This is a genomic window from Phycisphaerales bacterium (assembly GCA_016699835.1).
Classification (GTDB): Bacteria; Planctomycetota; Phycisphaerae; order Phycisphaerales; family UBA1924.
The window spans coordinates 2,741,577-2,760,245 of record CP064987.1 but is presented as its reverse complement, the minus strand read 5'-3'; the positions used below and the strand labels follow the sequence as shown (position 1 = coordinate 2,760,245).

The window sequence follows — 18,669 nt, the reverse complement described above, 5'->3', positions numbered from 1 at the left end:
TTGGATGTTCTCCGGTGTCCTCCGACCCCCCGACACCCGACACATCGGGTGCGCCGCCCGGCATCAAGGTCCAGTTGAATCCATCTCCGACCGGGTGCGCCACCCGGCGTGGCGGCGCCTTCCCGCTCGCCTGCCGCCTGACCGACACGCGCCCAGCGGCGATCCGCGTGCCCGCCGATCAGGATCATCTTCTCTTCACGCAGGTCTATCTGGGCGACGCCCCGCTCGAGCACCCGACCCACATCGCCTGGCGGGACACCGATGCGGAGCACCCGCCCATGATCTGGGTGGATTCGAACGCCAACGCCGATCTCACGGATGATCCGCCGATTGTTCTGACTCGCGAGGAGTATCTTGGCCAGGCTGGAGAAACGCTGATCAAGTTCACCTGTACCGCGCCGGTCACGATTCCCTACACCAATGGTGTGCGGACACCCGGAAGCGTGATGCTCACTCGTTGGGACGATCGCGACGCCGCCCGCGCGCCGTTCAAGGGATCGCTGTTCGTCATCGGCGATTTCGGAATGGCGGGCGAGATTCGGTTCGCGCCCGACGGGCCCGAGGTCGTGGCACTCCTTTTCGACGAGACCGGACGGGGCGACTACCGCGGTGATGTCAACGGCAATGACTCGAGCATCCGTCTGCTCCTCGATCTCAACGGCGACGGCGCGTTCAGCAAGCGGGGCGAGATCTTCGACCCGCATCAACCGTTCAACGTGGGCGGCGTGGTGTATCAGGCCCAGGACATGGTCGCCGATGGCTCCACATTCATGCTCGCACACTCCTACGCCTGGGTGCGCGAGATAGCCCTCCCACCAGACGTTCGACCGGGCGCCACGGCGAGGCCATTCACGCTCGACATGGCCGACGGCACGACGAGGCGATTCCCCGAGGATTTCGCGGACCATCTGGTCCTGGTCCATGTCTACCGATTGTCGTACAGACCAAGCATGGAACTGGCCGAGGGCGTCAACCGTGCTCGAGTGGCGATTGGCGAGTCCACGCCGATTGGAGCGAATCGGCGGGTGATTGAGTACATCGGTGTGAGTGCCGACGCCCTCGTAATTCCCGTGGTGGATGGACTTGTGGGGCCGCCGGCCCCCGATGCGTGGTGCGAGGCGACACGGAGCGCCATGGCCGGCGAGTGGGAGCGTGCCGGACTCATCTGGCCCCAGGCGCTCGACGCGATGCGGGCCTCGGAGTTTGTTGAGACGTACCACGTCGGGTCGAGCAACCCGCTCATCTATCTTCTCGACGCGAAGACGGGGAAGATCGTCAACTCGGGGCGGGCGCTGCAGGCAGACTCGATCGAGACGACCCTTTGGCAAGCACTCGAGACTCGGTGACGGCTTCCCGATAGATCGCGACGTGCGCCTCGGCATGGGCGGCCCATGAGAACTCACGGCGCAACCGAGCCACGCGATCGGCGATTGCTCGCTCCGACGCCGGGAGCGCCGAGAGCGCCCGCAGGGCGTGGGCGATCGAGATGGGATCGCCGGGCGTGACGACGCGCGCCAGGGGATCGCCCCCCGCGACCGCGGCGATTGCGCCGGTGCGCGTGCCGACGAGCCTTGGGACAATCCCCGCGGCCTCGATGAACGAGAGGCAGAACCCCTCTTCGTGAGAGGCCTGGACGTAGAGGTCCGCGTTCGCAAGGGCCGACGCCCGCTCGTGCTCGGGCGCGTCGGCGATGATGGTCACGATGTCGTCAAGCCCGAGTCTCGTGCACAGCCTGCGGAGCCATGTGTGGTACTTGGGCTGGCGATTCTCGCCCAGGATGGTGAGCCGGGCATGGGGCAGGTGCTCGCGGGCGGCGGCCATGGCGCGAAGGGTGTCGTGGTGGCCCTTGTGGTGGACCATGCCCCCGACGCTGACGATAGAGAACGTGGCGCCTTTGTTCGTGCCCACGCGCGTCGAGGCGATGGGCGATGGCTCCCAACCGAGCGGGATGTTCCGCAGTTTCGTCCCCGCGCAGCCCGCGCGGAGCGCACTCTCCAATATCGCCTGGCTGTGGGTGATCGCGTGTGTGAACCGGCCCGCGCCAAGCACTCGGCTCCAGAGCGCATGCCGGGGCGATCGAATCAGGTTTCGCAGCATGCGATAGCCCGCGTTGATGCCGAAGAATGCCGGTGCCGTCTGCTCGAACGGCGGCACGCAGTGGATTGTGAGGACCACGGGCACGGAGACGTGCGTCGTGACGTGGGTGAGGAGTCGGGCGCCGCCGCCGATGACGTGGATGACGTCGGGCGCGAAGGCCTCGATCGCCCGCGAAAGATCGTGCTCCGAGGCAGCGTCCCATGGATAGGCGAGAGGAAAGTGCTCGAGGCCCACAAGCGACGGCTCATACTCGCCCGGGGCTCGATCCGAGGCCAGGGCGATCGCCGCTCCGCCGGCACGCATCGATATCAGTAGACGATCCGTCTCGCGCTGGATCCCGCCCCGGCCGAAGTGGGTCATCCCCGTCACCACGAGCACGCGTGGCATGCCTGGCAAGGAGCGACGTGGGATGAATGGATCCGGTGAGAAACACATGGGCGGGAGCGGACGATCGGACGGAAACCCCAAATGCGGCAAATGCGACCTCGTCGGGCGCGCAAGAATACCACCTGGAAGCATCGACCGATCAAACCTCGTACCGTGAACTGTCATGCCCCCATTGCGACCCGAAACACCGATCGGGCCACACTCCCTGTAAAGACACCCCACCCCAAAATCCCGAACCCAGACCGGATGGTCTTGATTCGTTCCGTCCCACTCCCTGTTGAACCGGCAAGGTCCGAGATTTCTTGGACCCTACACTTCTCCCATGACTCTGCACGCACTATTCGGACAGCGATTCGTTTCGGTTGCCGCCATCGCCGTGGGGATGGTGCTCCTCGCATGCGGGTTGGGAGGCTGTCGTGCCTCAGAATGGAAGGCCTCGTACGCCATCGCCACGGCGGCACCGGCCCTGTCTGCGGGCGATTCGGTGGACGTTCGCCAGATCACCTGGTCACGGATGCAGGACACCAAGCAGCAGATGGCCGACATGGCCAACGCGACGAACACCCATCCCGACGAATGGGACGATGCACGGCGTCTCGAGGCCAAGACGAAGCTGCTTCATGGTCTCCAGGTGTCCGAGGCGCCCATGAGCGTGACGGTCCTGGGTGAGTCTCGGTTCATCACGACCGACTCGGCGCGCCCAGATACCGAGCAGGGCCGCGGACGCATCGTGAAGTTTGCTCGCGAGGTGGGAGCGAATCTCGTCGTGTGGAGCGCCTGCTCGCGCGGGATGGCCGATCGCATCCAGCCGACGCCAGTGACCTCGTACACGACGGGAACGGATCGATTCCCCGATGCGACCGATGGGCGTCGTCGCTACTCGACCTACACCGAGACCACGACGACGTGGGTCCCGGTCCGCGTGACGGAAGAGCAGTTCGAATACATCGCGTTCTTCATTCGGCGATAGATGGTGAAGCCCTCGGGCATGGACACAGCGCATGAGCCGTGAGGACGAACGCGGGAACCAGGCCACGGGCGAGCACGAATCGCACGCGGAACGCGCGGCACGCGTGATGGGACGAAGCCCGTCGTGGGCGCGATGGCTCCTGATCGGCGCGGTCGTGCTCATGGTCTTCGGAATCGCCTGGCCCTTGTTCGCCGGCGGAAGCCACGAGGCTGCTCCAACGGGCGGAGGCGCAGTCCCCGGCGGGGCCTCACTCATCGATGGTGGCTCGCCCGCGGACTCCGGCGCGACTTCAGAGACCAAGTCGATCCTGGGCAGCGGGACATTCCGCCTTGGGTTCAGTTTCGCCGCCGCCTATGCCGTCGGATACGCCCTCCGGGCCTTCTTCAAGTTCAGCCTCGCCTCGCTGGGGTTCTTCGCCCTCGCGCTCTTTGGCCTCGAGCGGATCGGGTTCATCACCATCCACTGGGACCACTTCGGCGGCGACCACATCGATTCGTTCACCTCGTGGCTCTCGTCGCAGTTCGAATCGGTGAAGACCTTCGTGACCGGCGCGCTTCCCTCAGGGGCTGCGGCGTCGGCAGGGATGTTCGCCGGGTGGCGCCGTCGCGATTAGACCTTCATCGCGTCTCCGGCGTACCCTCACGTCCGGTCAAGTCCTGAATCTGAGCCGCCATCCACCGCCGCGATCCGCGTGCGGAAGGAGTCTCCATGTTCGATCGCCTGACCGACACGTTCCAGGGCCTGTACAAGAAACTCGCGGGCCAGTCCGAACTCTCCGAGAAGAACGTCAAGGACGCGATCGGCGAGGTGCGCGGCGCGCTCCTCGAGGCCGACGTCCACGTCGACGTCGTCAACTCGTTCTGCGATCGCGTCGTCAAGGAGTCCCTCGGGCACGAGGTGACCAAGGGGCTGAACCCGGCGCAGGAGATCGTCGGCGTTGTCCACCGCGAGCTCGTCCGTTTGCTCGGCGGCACCGCCGAGGATGCCGAGGCCGGGCCGGCCGCCACGCTCCCGCCGCCGATCATGCGGATGAGCCCCGGGCCGACCGTGATCATGATGTGCGGCCTGCAAGGGTCGGGAAAGACGACGACATGCGGCAAGCTCGCGGCGTACCTGAAGAAGCGCGGGCGCAGCGTGATGCTCGCCGCGGCGGACCTTCAGCGCCCCGCCGCCGTGGAGCAGTTGGAGACGGTGGCGAAACAGGTCCAGGCCGAGATGTCCGGCGGGGCGCAGGTGAGTTTCTACGCCGAGCCGGAGAAGGTCGCGGAGTATGGCAAAGCCGTCGGCGTCGCGGTGGATGTGTGCCGTCGTGCGCTCGCCGCCGCTCGCGAGAAGGGGATCGACACGCTGATCCTCGATACCGCGGGTCGCCTGCACGTCAACGATGCGCTCATGGGTGAACTCGCCCAGGTCAATCGGGCCGTCTCGCCGCACCACATCTTTCTTGTCGTGGACTCGATGACGGGCCAGGATGCGCTCGCCTCGGCGAAAGCCTTCCACAGCCAGCTCGAAGTCGATGGCTTGATCCTCACCAAGTTCGATTCCGACACGCGCGGCGGTGCCGCTCTCTCGGCGCGTTCGGTCACGGGCGCGATCATCAAGTTCGTGGGTGTGGGCGAGAAACTCGACGCGCTCGAGGAGTTCCACGCCGTGCGTGCCGCGGGGCGGATCCTCGGCATGGGCGACGTGGTCTCGCTCGTCGAGAAGGCCCAGCAGGAAGTCTCCGAAGAAGAGGCCCAGGAACTCAACAAGAAACTCGCCAAGGGGCAGATGGGTTTCGACGACTTCCTCAAGCAACTCAAGGCCCTGCGACGGATGGGACCGATGCGCCAGATCCTCGGCATGCTCCCGGGCGTCGGCTCGGCGCTCAAGGACTTCAACCTCGACGAGAAGCACCTCGACCGCGTCGAGGCGATGATCTCGTCGATGACGCAAAGGGAAAAGAACGACGCCGAACTCATCGACATGTCGCGCCGCAAGCGTATTGCAAGGGGCAGTGGCGTCGGAGTCGAGGAGGTCACCCAACTCGTCAAGCAGTTTTCCGCCGTCAACAAGATGAGCAAGCAGATGGCGTCGATGTCGGCGATGGACAAGATCCGCGCGGTGAAGGAAATGGGCGGCACGGGTGGTATCGGGTCGATGTTCCCGGGGATGTCCATGCCCGGCATGCCCAAACTCAAGGGATCATCCGCGGGCGGCGGCGGGGGCAAGTCACGCTTCAAGAAGCGCAAGTGATCGTCGCTCGGCCTGAGAGTGTTGCGGTTATCGCTCGGAGATCGGGAGCACGTCCGGCGCCTTGCCATGGCTCCACGCGCGGAACCTCGGCCAGAAGACCTCGATGATGAGGATCTTGATGCACGCGGCGAGCGGGATCGCGATCAAGAGGCCATACACGCCCATGAGCGACCCGCCCGCGATCGACGCGAACAGGATCGTCGGCGTGTCCATGTTCGTCGTCTTCCCCTGGATCCGCGGCGTGAGCACATAGTCATCGAGGGCCTGCGCGATCGCGAAGACGACGATCGGCGAGCCGACGATCCACCACCACTCGTTGCGCCAACTTCCCGCGGCGCCCGGTGGCTCGAGAGCCATGAGCAGGATCGCGAGCGGGACGCCGACCGCCCCGGCGAGATACGGCACGAGCACGCTCAGGCCCACGGCCGTCCCCACGACCAGCGGCGCAGGCACGCCGATCAGCCAGAACCCGAGGGAGTACCACACGACCATCAATGCGGAAATCGTGATGCGACCACGGACGAACCCGGCGATCACGCGGTCCATCTTCTGCGCGAGTTCGATCACGCGGCCTTTCTTTCGCTGGGGGATGAGCCCCTGCCAGAAGGCGATCACGCGGCCGAAACCGGTGCAGAAGAAGTAGAAGAAGAACGCCGTCAGAAACGCCGTGAACCCGATCTTCCAGATCGAACCAACCAGCCCGCTCAGGAGGCCGACGGCTCCCGCGCCGCTCTTGAGCGCCTTCTGCCCGATGTCGGCCATGTTGTTGCGCATCCACACGATCGAAGAGCGCAGGAAGGCATAGACATCTGAGGGCTCGCCCGAGGGGCTCACCACGCCGACGGGAATCGGGTGCGAGGGTTTGATGGCGCCAGATGCCGGAGCGACACTCGGTGTGCTGGCCTCGGCGGTGTTGGGTGTTGACTCGGTGGGAGCGATCACGCTCCCGCCGCTCGGCCACGCGTCGGCGTTCTCGGCGGGCTTGGCGGGCGTCCCTTCAATCGTCTGGCGGATTGTGTCCGAGAGAAGTGTCGGACGCTCCGCGCTCTTGGTGGACTCGTTCGATGATTCGGGTTTGGTGTCCTCGGATGGCGGGATCTTGAGTTCCTCTGCCTGGCGCTCCTGCTGCTGGCGCCGGCGTTCCTCCTGCTCGACCACGTAGTCGCGGACCTTCAGCCATGTCTTCCCGTTGGCCCGCACACGCTCGCGTGCCTCGGCATCATTCGGGCGATCGAGCGAGACGATCAACTCGTCCACGTCCCCCACCATCCGCTGGACGTATCGCACGCCCTGCACGGTCGCGAAGCCCGTCCCGATGACGACAGGCGTGATCACGAAGGCGGCAAACGCGATGATGATCCCCAACGCCGCCCCGTTCCGGCTCACATGCTTCGAACGCGTCATCCACCCAACGAGCGGCTCAAAGAGATACGCGAGCGCGAGCGCCAGCAGCATCGGCACCGTCACGACGCTCAGTTTGTACCCCAGCCAGAAGATCGAGAGCACCGCCGCCACCACCAGCCCGTCGCGCACCGGCTGGATCTGCCAGACGTGCAGATGCTCCCACGTCGAGGTTTTCTTCGACGGTTCTCGTTCGGGCATGCGGCTCCTCGTGTGTGAGAGAAGAGTCGGTCGGGTGAAGTGAACCGGAATCGGCCGTCCGTTCGGCGAATCCCGGTGGAATCCGGTCAGTTCGATTTCAACTCGGAGAAGGCCTCATCGAAATCGAAGACCTCGCGGAAGTCCTCGAGTGTGTCGTCGTCGGTCTTGCGGAGAAGCCCAGCGTCGATCATGGCGAAGACGATCCGCCCGAAGTCGTCGGTCCGCTGGATGTGCCAGCGAGTGAGCACGGTCCTGGCGAGCAGTCCATACTGGCGGATCGCAAAGTCGCGCAGGCCGATGCACAACTGCTGCCCGGAGACGTGGCGTGAGTCGTCCTCATCGGAAACGGGGGCCGACGCCGCCGCGTCGCCGTGGACGATCTTCACCGTGTGCGAGAGTCCCTCGCGAACGAACTGGAAGGCCTCGGGAGGGAACGGCCCCGCCGAACCCTGCATGGTCTTCCACAGTTTCCATTCTGACCAACTGGAATCGCTCACCGCTCGACCTCCCCGTCCCACGAATCTCACCCGACGCACGTGGCACACAACCAAACACACGCCAACCGGACGCGGGCACGGATCCTAGGCCCGTGCCAGACCCGTTCCGATGCCACGCAAAGCCCGCGCCACGCACGTGGCACCGGCCAAGGGTTCTGCAACTCTCCGATCGGTCATTGGGGGCGTCGTCGTCCCACTTTCCGATTCACACTCGATGTCGTCGAGGCTCGCGCTGATGGGGATTTCGCCCGCTCGCTCTTGGCGCGGACGCTGACGTGCGGGTGCGCGCGCACCAGCCAGCGGAGGCGTCGCGTGGCCCACACTCCGGCGTTGTCCACACCGATTCTGGAGCAACGGATCACTCGCCAATCCGCCGGGCGATCGCCGAGTTCCAGCCAGAGGACGTCGCTCGTGACGAGATCTGTCGAGTCGAGGGCGCGATCGATCCGGAGCGCCTGGCACAACTTGCCGGGGCCGCTGCAGAGTGATCTCGGCGCCGACAGCCCGCGGTGCTCTGCCATGAGTGAGGTCCCCTCGATCGGTTCGAGCGCCCGGATCAAGACCGCTGCCCCACCTTGCCCTTCCCGAGGCTCGACACAGACGACGTTGAGCATGTGGTGCATGCCATAGGTCAAGTAGACGTATGCGTGCCCGACGGGACCCCACATGGTCTCGTTGCGTTCGGTCCGCCGCCCGCCAAACGTGTGGCAGGCGCGATCGATGGGCCCGAGATAGGCCTCGGTCTCGACGATTCGGCCCGCCAACCGCGAGCCGTGTGTTGTGGCGCGTACGAGCACCATCCCAATCAATCGCTCGGCGAGCGTCTGGGCATCGACGTCATAGAAATCGCGAGAGGGTCTGGGCATGGGTGAAGGGACGGGCATGACTTATCGTGTCGCGATGCAGAACAACTCTGGTGTGGCCATCGATTCAAGCACACGGCACGCGGGTGATCTCGGCGGCGCGCCCTCGGCATCGGGTGCGACCGCCACCAGTGCCAATCCATACGGTTTGCCGCCTTCGCGCAGTTCCGCACGAGTTGGATCAAGTCCGATCGCACGCGCTGGGGTGGTGGTGATCATCTCCATCAGCAGGTCCGCGTTCGTCCCGTCTCGTTGGTACAGCAAGCGGGCATCGTCCAGCGGCGTCAGACGCCAGGCCTCGCTCGGATCGAGATTGATCACCGAATCCGTCGCGAGGGCGACCGGCACACCCATTCGGATCATCTGCGTGTAGCGATGCGGGCCCAATCGGTCACGGGCACCAAAATAGTCGTGGGCGCGTGGGCAATACGCCACGGTCGTGTGTGTTCGTGCCAGACGTTCGAGATCGGCGTCCGTCGCGTCGTTCACGTGGGCCGCGATGAATGGTGCCTGACTGAGGATCGGCGAGAGGTGCTCGACCGGTGTCCGGCCGTGCCCGTGCGATTCGAGAATCGAGTCGTCCCAAGCGCCGAGGCGTTCGAGGAGTTCCCGCTGTGGGCCGGAGGCGTGGGCGATGAACTCGCGCTCCTCGAGCGTCTCGGCGAGATGGGTTGAGAGCGGGAAATCGTGCGCACGCGACAACGTGATCGCGTGCCCGTACGCCCGGGGTGAGACGGTGTTGGTGGCGTGGGGCTGGAGGCCGAGGCGGGCGCGCTCGCCACGCGATCGAGGAGCGGCCTCGGCGACCGCGCGAGCGATGGCGGCCATGCCCGTAGCCTCGCCCTTGCCGATGGCGAAGAACTCGAGGAACGACGTGCCGAAGAGTGGCGATTCGGCAAGTGTTTGGAATGGGACGAGGCTGGGCGTGCCGCGCGGGGCGCCAGCGATGTCGCCCACGCCGACGACGCCGCCGCGGAGCGAGCGCTCGATACCAAGACTGACGGAGCGAGCGATGGCCTCATCGTCGGACGCGCGGTGCGCGCGCACGAGATCCACGAATCCCACGAACCCGCGATCGGCGTTGTGGGGTTGCGCGCCGATGTGCGTCAGGTCGAGGTGAGTGTGCGCGTTGATAAGGCCCGGAATGAGGATCGAATCGGTGGCGTTGATTCGTTGGGCGGAGGCAAAGCGCGAAGAACTTGCAAACTCGGTGGTCGGCGCGAGGGCGAGGATCGTGATGCGCGCGCGAGTGACGCCGAAGGGTGAGGATTCGGCGTGGCGGAGTTCGAGGATGGCGGTCGATGGGCCGGGCGGGAGCGTGTGGATACCGGCGAGATCGAGGCGGATCAGACCGGCATCGCCTGGGACCAATCTTGCGGGTGATTCATGTTTGTCACGGTGGGCGGCGATCGAGATAACTCCGTAACACCTTGGCTCACAGATGGTTGTGCCGGTGTGGGGACCTGGTGAAATAGACGAGGCGGGTCGCAAGTCGTGGCCCGTGAGCCACTTGTCTTGGCGCGGAGGATAGGATGGAGGCCCGGCGGGAACGCCTGGGGACCAAGCTCGGAGTTGCGCCCGAGGGATCGCGCGACGCAGGTGGAAGGACACATTTCGGAGGCGTCATGAAGAAGCGAAACGGAGTGCGGGCGATCGTGGTCGTGGGCGGGCTTGTGGGCATGGTCCTTGGTCTGACGGGGTGCGTCAGCCAGAGCGAGGTGGATCGTCTGAGCGCGATGAATCGCTCGCTCCAGAACCAGAACGCCACGCTCCAGCGCGAGGTGACGGACCTGACCTCGGAGCGTGACCGCCTGAGCCAGGGGATCGGTCGCGGCGAGGGGACGATGTCGGACCTGCTCGCCCAGAACAGTTCGCTCAAGTCGCAGTTAGATCGGGCGCTCGCGGACTATCGCGATCTCCAGCGGTCGATGAGCGATATCCAGTTCGGGCCACTCGACGCGACGACGGCGGCGGCGCTCGAGGATCTCGCGGCTCGATACCCGGACCTGATCGCGTTCGATGCGAGCCGCGGGATGCTGCGGTTCAACTCGGATCTCACGTTTGCATCCGGATCGGCGGAGGTCAAGAGCGAGGCCCGGCCGGCGCTGCAGGCGTTGTCGCAGGTGCTGAACTCGCCGGCGGCGAACGGGTATGAGGTGTGGATCGAGGGTCACACCGACTCGCAGCGGATCGCCAACCCCGCGACGCTCCGCCAGCACCCGACGAACCGGGCGCTCTCGGCACACCGGGCGATCGCGGTCATCGACCAGTTGTCTCAGTTCAGCGTCAACCCGGCGAAAATGATGGCGGCGGGTTGGGGCGAATATCGCCCGGCCGTGGCGAACAACTCCAATGGGAACACGCCGGCGAATCGTCGCGTGGAGATCTATCTGGCCAGGGCCCGGGAGTCTGGCGCGTCGACCACAAACGTGCAGGGACAGCCCGAGAAGGTGTCGCAGCCCGAGCGAGGGATCGACGTCACAAAGTGAATCGTTCGCCTCACTCCTGTTGATTGAAACACTATTCAAACGGGCCTGCGCGTGACGCGGGCCCTTTTTCATTGGACGCATTGTGTTGTCGTATCCAGAGAGTGGAACGGCCGTGTCGGAATTGGGAAGGGATATGGAGAAGAAGAGGAGGAAGTAGGCCCCTCGCGTGCGAGGGGGTACACAGAGAGGGTCTATCGCGGCTCGTATTCGCCGTGGCTACGCTCCGTTTCACCAATGGTCCTGCAACCCATCGAGAACTTTGGGCGGCACGTGCGATCCTCGATCGAGGGGTTCGGCGGGTTGGTGCGCTTCACGCTCGCGATCCTCGGGGGGCTGGCGTCGGTGCGGACGTGGACGCGTGGCGAGCGGCTGTCGCGTCAGTTGTTCTTTGTCGGGACGATGTCGATGCCGGTCGTCGGACTGACTGGGGCGTTCATCGGGATGATTCTGGCGTTCGAGGGGTATCTCCAGTTTGCCTCGATCGGGCAGGAGTCTCGACTAGGCGGCGTCATCAACCTCTCGATGGTGAAGCAAATCGGGCCGGTGCTGGCGGCGGTGATGCTCGCGGGGCGCGTCGGGTGCGCGCTCGCGGCGGAACTCGGAACGATGCGTGTCACCGAGCAACTCGACGCGATGCGGGCGATGGCGTCGGATCCGATTCGGGTGCTGGCGGTCCCGAGGTTTGTGGCCTGCGTGGCGATGATCCCGGCACTCTCGGTTGTGTCGAACCTGTGCGGCGTCTTGGGTGGGTATCTCGTGACGACGAAGTTCTACGACGCCGACCCGAGCGCGTACTGGCGATTCTCGGCCCAGTTCATCAATGGGTACGACATCCTGAGCGGGCTGATCAAGAGCGTGTTCTTTGGCGGGGCGATCGGGACGATCGCGTGCTACAAGGGCTTCACGTGCGACGCGGGGGCGGAGGGCGTGGGGCGCGCGACGACGGAGGCGTTCGTCGCGAGTTTCATCGCGATCATCATCCTGAGCCTGGTGCTGGCGAAGGTGCTCAACGACATCGACCTGATGATCACCGGCGGGGTGCAGTCGGTGTTCAACTGACCACGACTTGAAACTCGAGTTGTGTTACGAGGTCAAGCCGGTGTGGGGCGAGACTTGCGATTGATCGCGACGAGCACGATGCCCAGCATCGCGAGCACGCACGCGGCGGCGGCGGCGGGGAGAAGCCACCCGGTGCTGCGGACGGGGCTGTCGATGAACTGGTGCGTCGGGCCACTGCGGGGCATGAGGTGGAGGGCGGCGTCGTACTGCCACGTGCCGACCTGGAGTTCCTGGGGGCGTTTCTTCCGCGATGGGTACTGGAAGTGTTCTTTGTGGAAGGTGCCGTCGGACATCACCTCGTAGAGGTCAAAGGTCCAGTCGGTCTTGAGGACCTTGCCGAAGGTCTCGGGGTTGATGCCCGGGGGGAGGTTGCGCGTGACGATGACGAGGCGATCGGTCCGGCCTTCATCGCCGAAGGCCTGCTCGATCTCTTTGTCTTTGAGGCCCGTGGCATCGAAGAAGCGGAGGACCGTGAGCCAATCGGCGTGCTTCACCAGACCCGGGAGCGGTTGCTGGGGAGGGATCTGAACGCGAAGGCGGAGTTGTTCATCGCCGAAGGTCACGAGGACGGCGTCATCGGGCCCATGGCCATCGCCGATCTCGGAGAGCGTGACGCGCTTGCCAGCGTACGTGAACTCGGTTTCGCCGACGGCGCGGAATACCCAGTACTTGCGATCCTTGGCGACGTTGTCGTTGTGGACGCGATAGGCGAGGGCCAGCCCGCTGGCGATGAAGCCCGCGACGCCGAGGAGGATCATGAGCCAGGGGAGCCAGGGCGCGATCGCGGGGCGATCGTCGCTCGATGAGGCTGGCGAGGGATCGGGCATGGGGTTCGGATCAGTGGCTAGCGGGAGCGTGCTCGGCGGCGCCATGGCTGGATGTACCGTGATCTGGCGCGGCGACGCCGGGGATGACTCCGGAGATGCCCGTGGAGGGGCGAGAGCGATCGCGGTCGCTGCGGGTTGTGTGGTGCTCGGCGGCGTGGGCATGCGAAGCATGGGCCTCGAGTTCGGCGAACTTTTCGGGGCCCCACTCCTTGAGCCAACGCTCGCGGCTGTCGGTGACGATCGCGTGTCCATCGGCGACATTTTTCATGCCGCCCTGAGCGATGCCGCCGCGTTGGAGTTGGCCGCCCTTCTCGGCGTAGATCATGCCGCGGCTGCCGAGATCGATGGACGTGAAGCCGAGGAAGAGAATGAAGGCGAAAAGGGTGACAGCCATGACGACGGTGTTGAGAGGGTTGTCGTACTTGAGTTGCATGAAGTAGGCCATGACGAGGAGGGCCTTGACGACGGCGATGCCCATACAGAAGACGACGTTGACCCATCGTGGGAACTCGATGTGGAAGGCGTGGGCGAGATAGGCCTCGGCCTGCGCCTGACCCACGGTGAGGAGCGTCAGGAACAGGAGCGCGACGAGGATGTTGCGCAGGGTGAAGGGCCCGACGATGACGTGGGAGTGGTGCTGGCCATGGCCTGGCTGCTCAAAGCCATGGGGGTCGAGCACGTCGAAGGCCTGGGATGGGTCGTTGGTGTGGGACATGGGGAGATCCAAATTTCCAAAGGACCAAACTACCAAATGGCCAAATGGGGCGGGGAAGTGGATGAAGAGTGCTACGTGCTAGTGGATGAGGTAGAGGAGGGGGAAGAGGAAGATCCAGATGAGGTCGACGAGGTGCCAGTAGAGGCCGGCGATCTCGACGCCGGTGTAGTAGGTTGGGCCGTAGGTCATCTTGAGTGACTTGAGATAGACTCGGGCGATGAGGATCATGCCGATGATGACGTGGAGGGCGTGGAGGGCGGTGCCGCAGTAGTAGACGGACCACCAGAGGGGGATGTTGGCGTCTTTGGCGAAGGGGTAGTCGAAGAACTGGCCGGGGCGTTTGCCGCCGTAGCCCTCGACGAACTTGAAGAGCCCACCGAGTGCTTCCTTGGTGTGGTGGACATCGGCAAGGTGTGGATCGAGGAAGAAGAACCAGCCGGACCACTTGGGGGTGTACTCGAAGAGGAACTTGATGGCGAGGAAGAGGATGCCACAGGCGATGGTGATGAGGAGATTGATCCTCATGCGGGCGAACTTGCCAGTCTGGCAGGAATAGATGGCGGCGGCCATGGTGTACGACGAGAGAAGCAGGACGATTGTGTTCGCGCCGCCGAAGCGCCAGTCGAGTTGGCTGGAGCCCTCGGCCCACGCCTCGGGGTAGAGCATGCGGAAGATGGCGTAGGCGCAGAAGATCCCGGCGAAGAGGAGCACTTCCGTCGAGAGGAAGAGCCAGAAGCCGAGTTTCGTGCCATCGAACTCTTCGGCTTGCGAGCGCCAATGGTGCCCGTGCTTGTATCGCGCGAAGGCGGGGGAGTTGGGGTCCGCCGGGTTGTGGGTGTGAGCGTCGAGAGTGGTCATCGTGGGTTCCTGGGTCGCTTGTGGACCAGCGATGGTGGTCGATCAGTGGCCGGCGTGGATCTGGGCGACCTGCTTCTGGTCGGGGAGTGGGTAGTCCTTGGGATCCCAGTGTGGCGGGACGACCGAGTCGTAGTCGTATGGGCCGTGGGTCACGATCGGCTCGTGGTGGAAGTTGTGGGCGATCGGGGGCGAGTCGGTGGCCCACTCGAGGGTGAGGCCACCCCAGGGATTCGCGGGGGCCTTCTTCCCTGCGACGAGGGAGTGGACAAGCACGAACGCGTGGAGAAGGAAGCCGACGAGGAGGAGGAAGGAGCCATAGGTCGAGAGTTGGTGATAGATGTGGAAGTCATCGACGTACGACGCGTATCGGCGGGGCATGCCCTGGGCGCCCATGAGGAACTGGGGAATGAAGGTGAGATTGAATCCGATGAAGACGAGGATGGCGGCGACCATCGCGGGCTTCTCGGCGTACATCTTGCCGAACATCTTCGGCCACCAGTGGTGGATCCCGCCGACGAAGGCCATGATCGTGCCGCCCATCATGACGTAGTGGAAGTGGGCGACGACGAAGTAGGAATCGTGGAGATGGACGTCGGTCGCGAGTGTCGCGAGGGGGAGTCCGGTGAGCCCGCCGATTGTGAAAAGGAAGAGGAAGATGAGGGCGTAGAGCATCGGGGTGTTGATGGCGATCGAGCCCTTGTAGAGCGTGGCGATCCAGTTGAAGACCTTGACGGCGGTGGGAATCGCGACGAGGAAGGTGAGCCCCGAGAAGATGAAGGAGGCCATCTCGCCCATGCCCGTGAACATGTGGTGTCCCCAGACGAGGAAGGAGACGGCGGCGATGCCCAGGGAGGCAAACGCGACGGCGCGATAGCCGAAGATCCGCTTGCGGGCGTGAACGGCGATGAGCTCGGAGATGATGGCCATCCCCGGGAGGATCATGACGTAGACGACGGGGTGGGAGTAGAACCAGAAGAAGTGCTGATAAAGAACGGGGTCGCCGCCGAGAGAGGGATCGAAGATGCCGATGCGGAAGAGCCGCTCCATGCAGAGGAGCAGGAGCGTGATCCCGATGACGGGGGTGGCGAGGACCTGGATGATGGCGGTGGAGTAGACGCCCCAGATGAAGAGGGGCATGTCGAACCAGCCCATGCCGGGGGCACGGAGTTTGTGGACGGTGACGACGAAGTTCAGCCCGGTGAGGATGGAGGAGAAACCCAGGACGAAGACCGCGAAGACCATGATGGCGACGCGGGAGAAGCCGAGATCGGTCAGTGTGGAGTAGGGGGTGTAGAAGGTCCAGCCGGTGTCGACGCCGCCAAGGATGATGGAGAGGACGGCGAAGATGGAGCCGATGACGTAGATGTACCAGGAGAGCAGGTTGAGGCGCGGGAAGGCGACGTCCTTGGCGCCGATCTGGATGGGGAGGAAGAAGTTGCCGAGGGAGGCGGGGACGCTGGGGACGATGACCATGAAGACCATGATCGCGCCGTGGAGGGTGAAGGTTCGGTTGTACCAGTTGTTGCCGGCGGCGGTGCTGGTGGCCTCGGGGGCGGTGAGCGACTGGAAGAGCGAGCCAACGACCTTGCCGCCGACGACGCGTGTCGGCTCGAAGAGTTCGAGGCGAACGAGGATGGCGGCGAGCCCACCGATGAAGAAGAGGATCAGGACAGCGAAGAGGTACATCACGCCGATCTTTTTATGGTCGACTGTGGTGCACCAGTCCCAGATGTTGGAGAAGAGGCTGCCCCGGGAGGCGAGGTAACTCTCGTCGTGGTGCCCGTGCGAGGCCGCGTGGGGCTTGGCTCTGGATGTGTCGATCGTGCTCATGGCTTCGTCCTACTCAAGTCGGGAAATCGCGTGGCGGTGGTTCGTTGGTCAGTGGGCTGGTACGGCCTCGGGCTTTGGCGCATCGGTCTTCAGGGCCTCATTTGCAGCGGGCGTCTCGCCCTCGGGGGTGACGGCGCCGACGCAGGGATCAGGGCCCGTGTAGTTGGCGCTGATCTTCTTCATGTAGGCGATGAGGCCGTTGATCTGTTTCTCGGAGAGTTGGCCTTGGAAACTGTTCATGGAGTTGGGGAAACCCTGAACGATTTTGGCGGCGGGATAGAGGATGGACTCGCGGACGTAAGTCTCATCGACGACGGCGGACTTGCCATCGGTGAAGGTTTCGGTGCGCCCGAACATGTCTTTCCAGGAGGGGCCTGTGTTCTTGGAGCCATCGACGCTGTGGCACGAGGCGCACTGCATCTTGAAGGTTCGTTCGCCGAGTTCGCATGGGGGCATGTTCTGCGAGGCCTTGTCAAGGGCGGCGAGCCACTTCTTGTACACGGGCTCGGGGACGACGCGGAAGATGGCGGCCATCTCGGAGTGGTCGTCGCCGCAGTACTCGGCGCAGAAGAGCCAGTGGTCTGCGTAGGGCGCGCCGATGAGGTCCTCGTACCCCTTCTGGACCATGTCGCGTGAGATGGTCTCTTTGCCTGAGGGTTCCTTCGCGTCGAACCACACGTACGTGTAGCGGTTGGGGAAGACATCGGACTTGATCCGCATGTCCGGGACCCAGAAGGCGTGCATCACGTCGGCGCTCAGGAGGCGAAACTTGAGGGGCCGGCCCGCGGGGATATAGAAGACCGGCTGCGACTTGGCGCCGAGGTCCTTGGCGTCGTAGGACTGGTACCCGCCGGGATAGGTCACGGTCCAGTTCCACTTCTTGGCGTCGACGATGATCTCCTCGGCGTCGCCCGGCGCGATCTGCTTGGCGACGTAGCCCTTGAACCCCGCGAAGAACATCCAGACGAAGAAGAGCGTGGGGATGATCGTCCACACGATCTCGAGCGTGGTGTTGTGGGCCTTGCTCGGCTCGGCGGGCTTGCCCTGGACGCGCCGATAGCGGACGACGAAGTACGCCATGAGCACCATGAGGAAGACGAACCATGCGACGCAGATCCACCAGATCGCCATGAAGACGAAGTCGGTGTGATTGGCAGCATCGGAGGCGGCGTCGGTCCGGAGCCAGAGTTTCTTGAAGAAATCGGCTTCTGCGAGCGTGGTGAACATCGGGATGGAGTGGAACATGTCGATCATGCGTGGGTTCCCGAGCCAGCCGCGGGAGTTCCTCGCGACGGACGGTCAGAGGGCGAATCGTGTGGAACGGGATCGGTCGAAGGTGTGGCGGTGTTCTCGGCCTCGAGGCGTTTGCGGCGGCGCTTGATGGCGCGCTCGCCGACGAGGAAGATCGCGATCGTCGAGGCGAGCAGCATGAGCGTGGCGAGCGCGCCGACACGCATGATGCGAAAAGCCTGGAGCGTGTACGACCCGGACTTGGGGTCGTACAGGTAGCAGTACGCCACGATCCTCTCGCCGATGGACTTTATCAGACGGCCCGAGGCGGCCTCGTTGAGTGCCAGTTTGAGGTCCTTCGCTGGATACGAAAACCCGTGGAAGTATCGGGCGATCTTGGCGTCGGGCGTGGTGATGAAAATCGCGGTTGGGTGAGCGTACTCGCCGTTGTCGAGGCGACGGTACGGGAAACCCAGGGCGTTGGCGAGGGCGCGGTTGGACGCGGTCTCGCCGACGTGGAACTGCCAGTGGTCCTTGATGTTCTGGGCGACGGTGGTGTCGCTTGTGTCCCGGTTGTACGCCTCGAGGAAGTACGTCTGCTGGGCCTTGGCCTGGTCGGGCGTCTCGTCGGGGTTGAAACTGAAGATCAGGATCTGGAAGTCCTTGCCGACGTCGAGGCCTTCGAGGTTCTTGACGCCGGAGAGGAGTTTGTCGAGGACGGCAGGGCAGGCGACGGGGCAGTTGTAGTAGACCATCACCACGATCGAGGGCTTGTTGGAGGTGAAGGCGTCACCGAGTCGGACTGTCTTGCCATCCTGGTTCGTGAACGTGGTCTCGAGGGGGAGTTTGGCGCCAAGGTGCTCTTCGATGTCGAGTCCCGTGGTCGCCTCGGGCTGCTCGTTGGACTGGGCGAGGCCCGGCAGACACGCGAATGCCGACAGCGCAGCAACAACGGCCCGGGTGAGAACCCAGAGTCGTGTGCGGCGTGCTGGAGCGGCGTGTTGCGTCAT

The 18,669-nt window shown here is 64.4% G+C and carries 17 protein-coding genes; 6 read left to right on the top strand and 11 right to left on the bottom strand.

The window, feature by feature from the left end; translation table 11 throughout:
- Positions 1–14: 14 nt before the first annotated feature.
- The gene (locus IPK69_11355) at positions 15–1,346 is read left to right on the top strand and encodes a hypothetical protein (GenBank protein ID QQS08572.1); all 1,332 of its coding nucleotides are present in this window, start codon (positions 15–17) and stop codon (positions 1,344–1,346) included.
- Here IPK69_11355 and IPK69_11350 read toward each other — a convergent pair.
- The gene (locus IPK69_11350) at positions 1,276–2,484 is read right to left on the bottom strand and encodes a glycosyltransferase (protein QQS08571.1); all 1,209 of its coding nucleotides are present in this window, start codon (positions 2,482–2,484) and stop codon (positions 1,276–1,278) included. The two genes, IPK69_11355 and IPK69_11350, sit on opposite strands and share 71 nt — an antisense overlap.
- A 322-nt stretch (positions 2,485–2,806) precedes the next feature.
- Here IPK69_11350 and IPK69_11345 point away from each other — a divergent pair, with 322 nt between their 5' ends.
- The 3 genes from IPK69_11345 to ffh all read left to right on the top strand — a co-directional run bounded on the left by IPK69_11345 (position 2,807) and on the right by ffh (position 5,689).
- A complete protein-coding gene (locus IPK69_11345) occupies positions 2,807–3,454 on the top strand; it encodes a hypothetical protein (GenBank protein ID QQS08570.1) in 648 nt (215 codons plus the stop codon).
- 31 nt (positions 3,455–3,485) lie between these two features.
- Entirely contained in the window at positions 3,486–4,067 is a 582-nt protein-coding gene (locus tag IPK69_11340; protein ID QQS08569.1) for a hypothetical protein, read from the top strand.
- Positions 4,068–4,162: 95 nt separating this feature from the next.
- Positions 4,163–5,689 carry a signal recognition particle protein gene (gene ffh / locus IPK69_11335; GenBank protein QQS08568.1) on the top strand — a complete coding sequence of 509 codons (1,527 nt, stop codon included), beginning with the start codon at positions 4,163–4,165 and terminating at the stop codon, positions 5,687–5,689.
- A gap of 27 nt (positions 5,690–5,716) precedes the next feature.
- On the opposite strand, the gene IPK69_11330 is transcribed toward ffh, so the two are convergent.
- From IPK69_11330 to IPK69_11315, 4 genes are all read right to left on the bottom strand, one after another.
- Entirely contained in the window at positions 5,717–7,291 is a 1,575-nt protein-coding gene (locus tag IPK69_11330) for an AI-2E family transporter (protein QQS08567.1), read from the bottom strand.
- 86 nt (positions 7,292–7,377) lie between these two features.
- Entirely contained in the window at positions 7,378–7,788 is a 411-nt protein-coding gene (locus IPK69_11325; protein QQS08566.1) for a hypothetical protein, read from the bottom strand.
- A gap of 173 nt (positions 7,789–7,961) precedes the next feature.
- Positions 7,962–8,654: a DNA-3-methyladenine glycosylase gene (locus IPK69_11320; protein ID QQS10476.1), complete on the bottom strand. Its 693-nt coding sequence runs from the start codon at positions 8,652–8,654 to the stop codon at positions 7,962–7,964.
- Between the two features lie 21 nt (positions 8,655–8,675).
- Positions 8,676–10,022: an amidohydrolase family protein gene (locus tag IPK69_11315; GenBank protein ID QQS08565.1), complete on the bottom strand. Its 1,347-nt coding sequence runs from the start codon at positions 10,020–10,022 to the stop codon at positions 8,676–8,678.
- A gap of 254 nt (positions 10,023–10,276) precedes the next feature.
- Here IPK69_11315 and IPK69_11310 point away from each other — a divergent pair, with 254 nt between their 5' ends.
- Together IPK69_11310 and IPK69_11305 are read left to right on the top strand one after the other, a co-directional pair.
- Positions 10,277–11,140 (top strand): OmpA family protein, encoded by an 864-nt coding sequence (locus tag IPK69_11310; GenBank protein QQS08564.1) that lies wholly within the window; start codon positions 10,277–10,279, stop codon positions 11,138–11,140.
- 234 nt (positions 11,141–11,374) lie between these two features.
- Positions 11,375–12,199 (top strand): ABC transporter permease, encoded by an 825-nt coding sequence (locus IPK69_11305; protein ID QQS08563.1) that lies wholly within the window; start codon positions 11,375–11,377, stop codon positions 12,197–12,199.
- Positions 12,200–12,231: 32 nt separating this feature from the next.
- On the opposite strand, the gene IPK69_11300 is transcribed toward IPK69_11305, so the two are convergent.
- From IPK69_11300 to IPK69_11275, 6 genes are all read right to left on the bottom strand, one after another.
- On the bottom strand, positions 12,232–13,026 hold the full coding sequence (locus IPK69_11300; protein ID QQS08562.1) for a hypothetical protein: 795 nt from the start codon (positions 13,024–13,026) through the stop codon (positions 12,232–12,234).
- Between the two features lie 10 nt (positions 13,027–13,036).
- Positions 13,037–13,741, bottom strand: coding sequence for a cytochrome C oxidase subunit IV family protein (locus tag IPK69_11295; protein ID QQS08561.1), 705 nt, complete (start codon positions 13,739–13,741; stop codon positions 13,037–13,039).
- A 78-nt stretch (positions 13,742–13,819) separates the two neighbouring features.
- Complete coding sequence (locus IPK69_11290; GenBank protein QQS08560.1) at positions 13,820–14,599, bottom strand: cytochrome c oxidase subunit 3; 780 nt, start codon at positions 14,597–14,599, stop codon at positions 13,820–13,822.
- 42 nt (positions 14,600–14,641) lie between these two features.
- Positions 14,642–16,429 carry a cbb3-type cytochrome c oxidase subunit I gene (locus IPK69_11285; protein QQS08559.1) on the bottom strand — a complete coding sequence of 596 codons (1,788 nt, stop codon included), beginning with the start codon at positions 16,427–16,429 and terminating at the stop codon, positions 14,642–14,644.
- 48 nt (positions 16,430–16,477) lie between these two features.
- Positions 16,478–17,683 (bottom strand): cytochrome c oxidase subunit II, encoded by a 1,206-nt coding sequence (locus IPK69_11280; protein QQS08558.1) that lies wholly within the window; start codon positions 17,681–17,683, stop codon positions 16,478–16,480.
- A complete protein-coding gene (locus IPK69_11275) occupies positions 17,680–18,669 on the bottom strand; it encodes an SCO family protein (protein QQS08557.1) in 990 nt (329 codons plus the stop codon). Before IPK69_11275 ends, IPK69_11280 begins: the two co-directional genes overlap by 4 nt.

Coding starts and splice junctions, on each gene's coding strand:
- IPK69_11350 (QQS08571.1), bottom strand. CDS start 2,484: ATGCCACGCGTGCTCGTGGTGACGGGGATGACCCACTTCGGCCGGGGC.
- IPK69_11345 (QQS08570.1), top strand. CDS start 2,807: ATGACTCTGCACGCACTATTCGGACAGCGATTCGTTTCGGTTGCCGCC.
- IPK69_11340 (QQS08569.1), top strand. CDS start 3,486: ATGAGCCGTGAGGACGAACGCGGGAACCAGGCCACGGGCGAGCACGAA.
- ffh (QQS08568.1), top strand. CDS start 4,163: ATGTTCGATCGCCTGACCGACACGTTCCAGGGCCTGTACAAGAAACTC.
- IPK69_11330 (QQS08567.1), bottom strand. CDS start 7,291: ATGCCCGAACGAGAACCGTCGAAGAAAACCTCGACGTGGGAGCATCTG.
- IPK69_11320 (QQS10476.1), bottom strand. CDS start 8,654: ATGCCCAGACCCTCTCGCGATTTCTATGACGTCGATGCCCAGACGCTC.
- IPK69_11310 (QQS08564.1), top strand. CDS start 10,277: ATGAAGAAGCGAAACGGAGTGCGGGCGATCGTGGTCGTGGGCGGGCTT.
- IPK69_11305 (QQS08563.1), top strand. CDS start 11,375: ATGGTCCTGCAACCCATCGAGAACTTTGGGCGGCACGTGCGATCCTCG.
- IPK69_11300 (QQS08562.1), bottom strand. CDS start 13,026: ATGCCCGATCCCTCGCCAGCCTCATCGAGCGACGATCGCCCCGCGATC.
- IPK69_11295 (QQS08561.1), bottom strand. CDS start 13,741: ATGTCCCACACCAACGACCCATCCCAGGCCTTCGACGTGCTCGACCCC.
- IPK69_11290 (QQS08560.1), bottom strand. CDS start 14,599: ATGACCACTCTCGACGCTCACACCCACAACCCGGCGGACCCCAACTCC.
- IPK69_11285 (QQS08559.1), bottom strand. CDS start 16,429: ATGAGCACGATCGACACATCCAGAGCCAAGCCCCACGCGGCCTCGCAC.
- IPK69_11280 (QQS08558.1), bottom strand. CDS start 17,683: ATGATCGACATGTTCCACTCCATCCCGATGTTCACCACGCTCGCAGAA.
- IPK69_11275 (QQS08557.1), bottom strand. CDS start 18,669: ATGACGCAACACGCCGCTCCAGCACGCCGCACACGACTCTGGGTTCTC.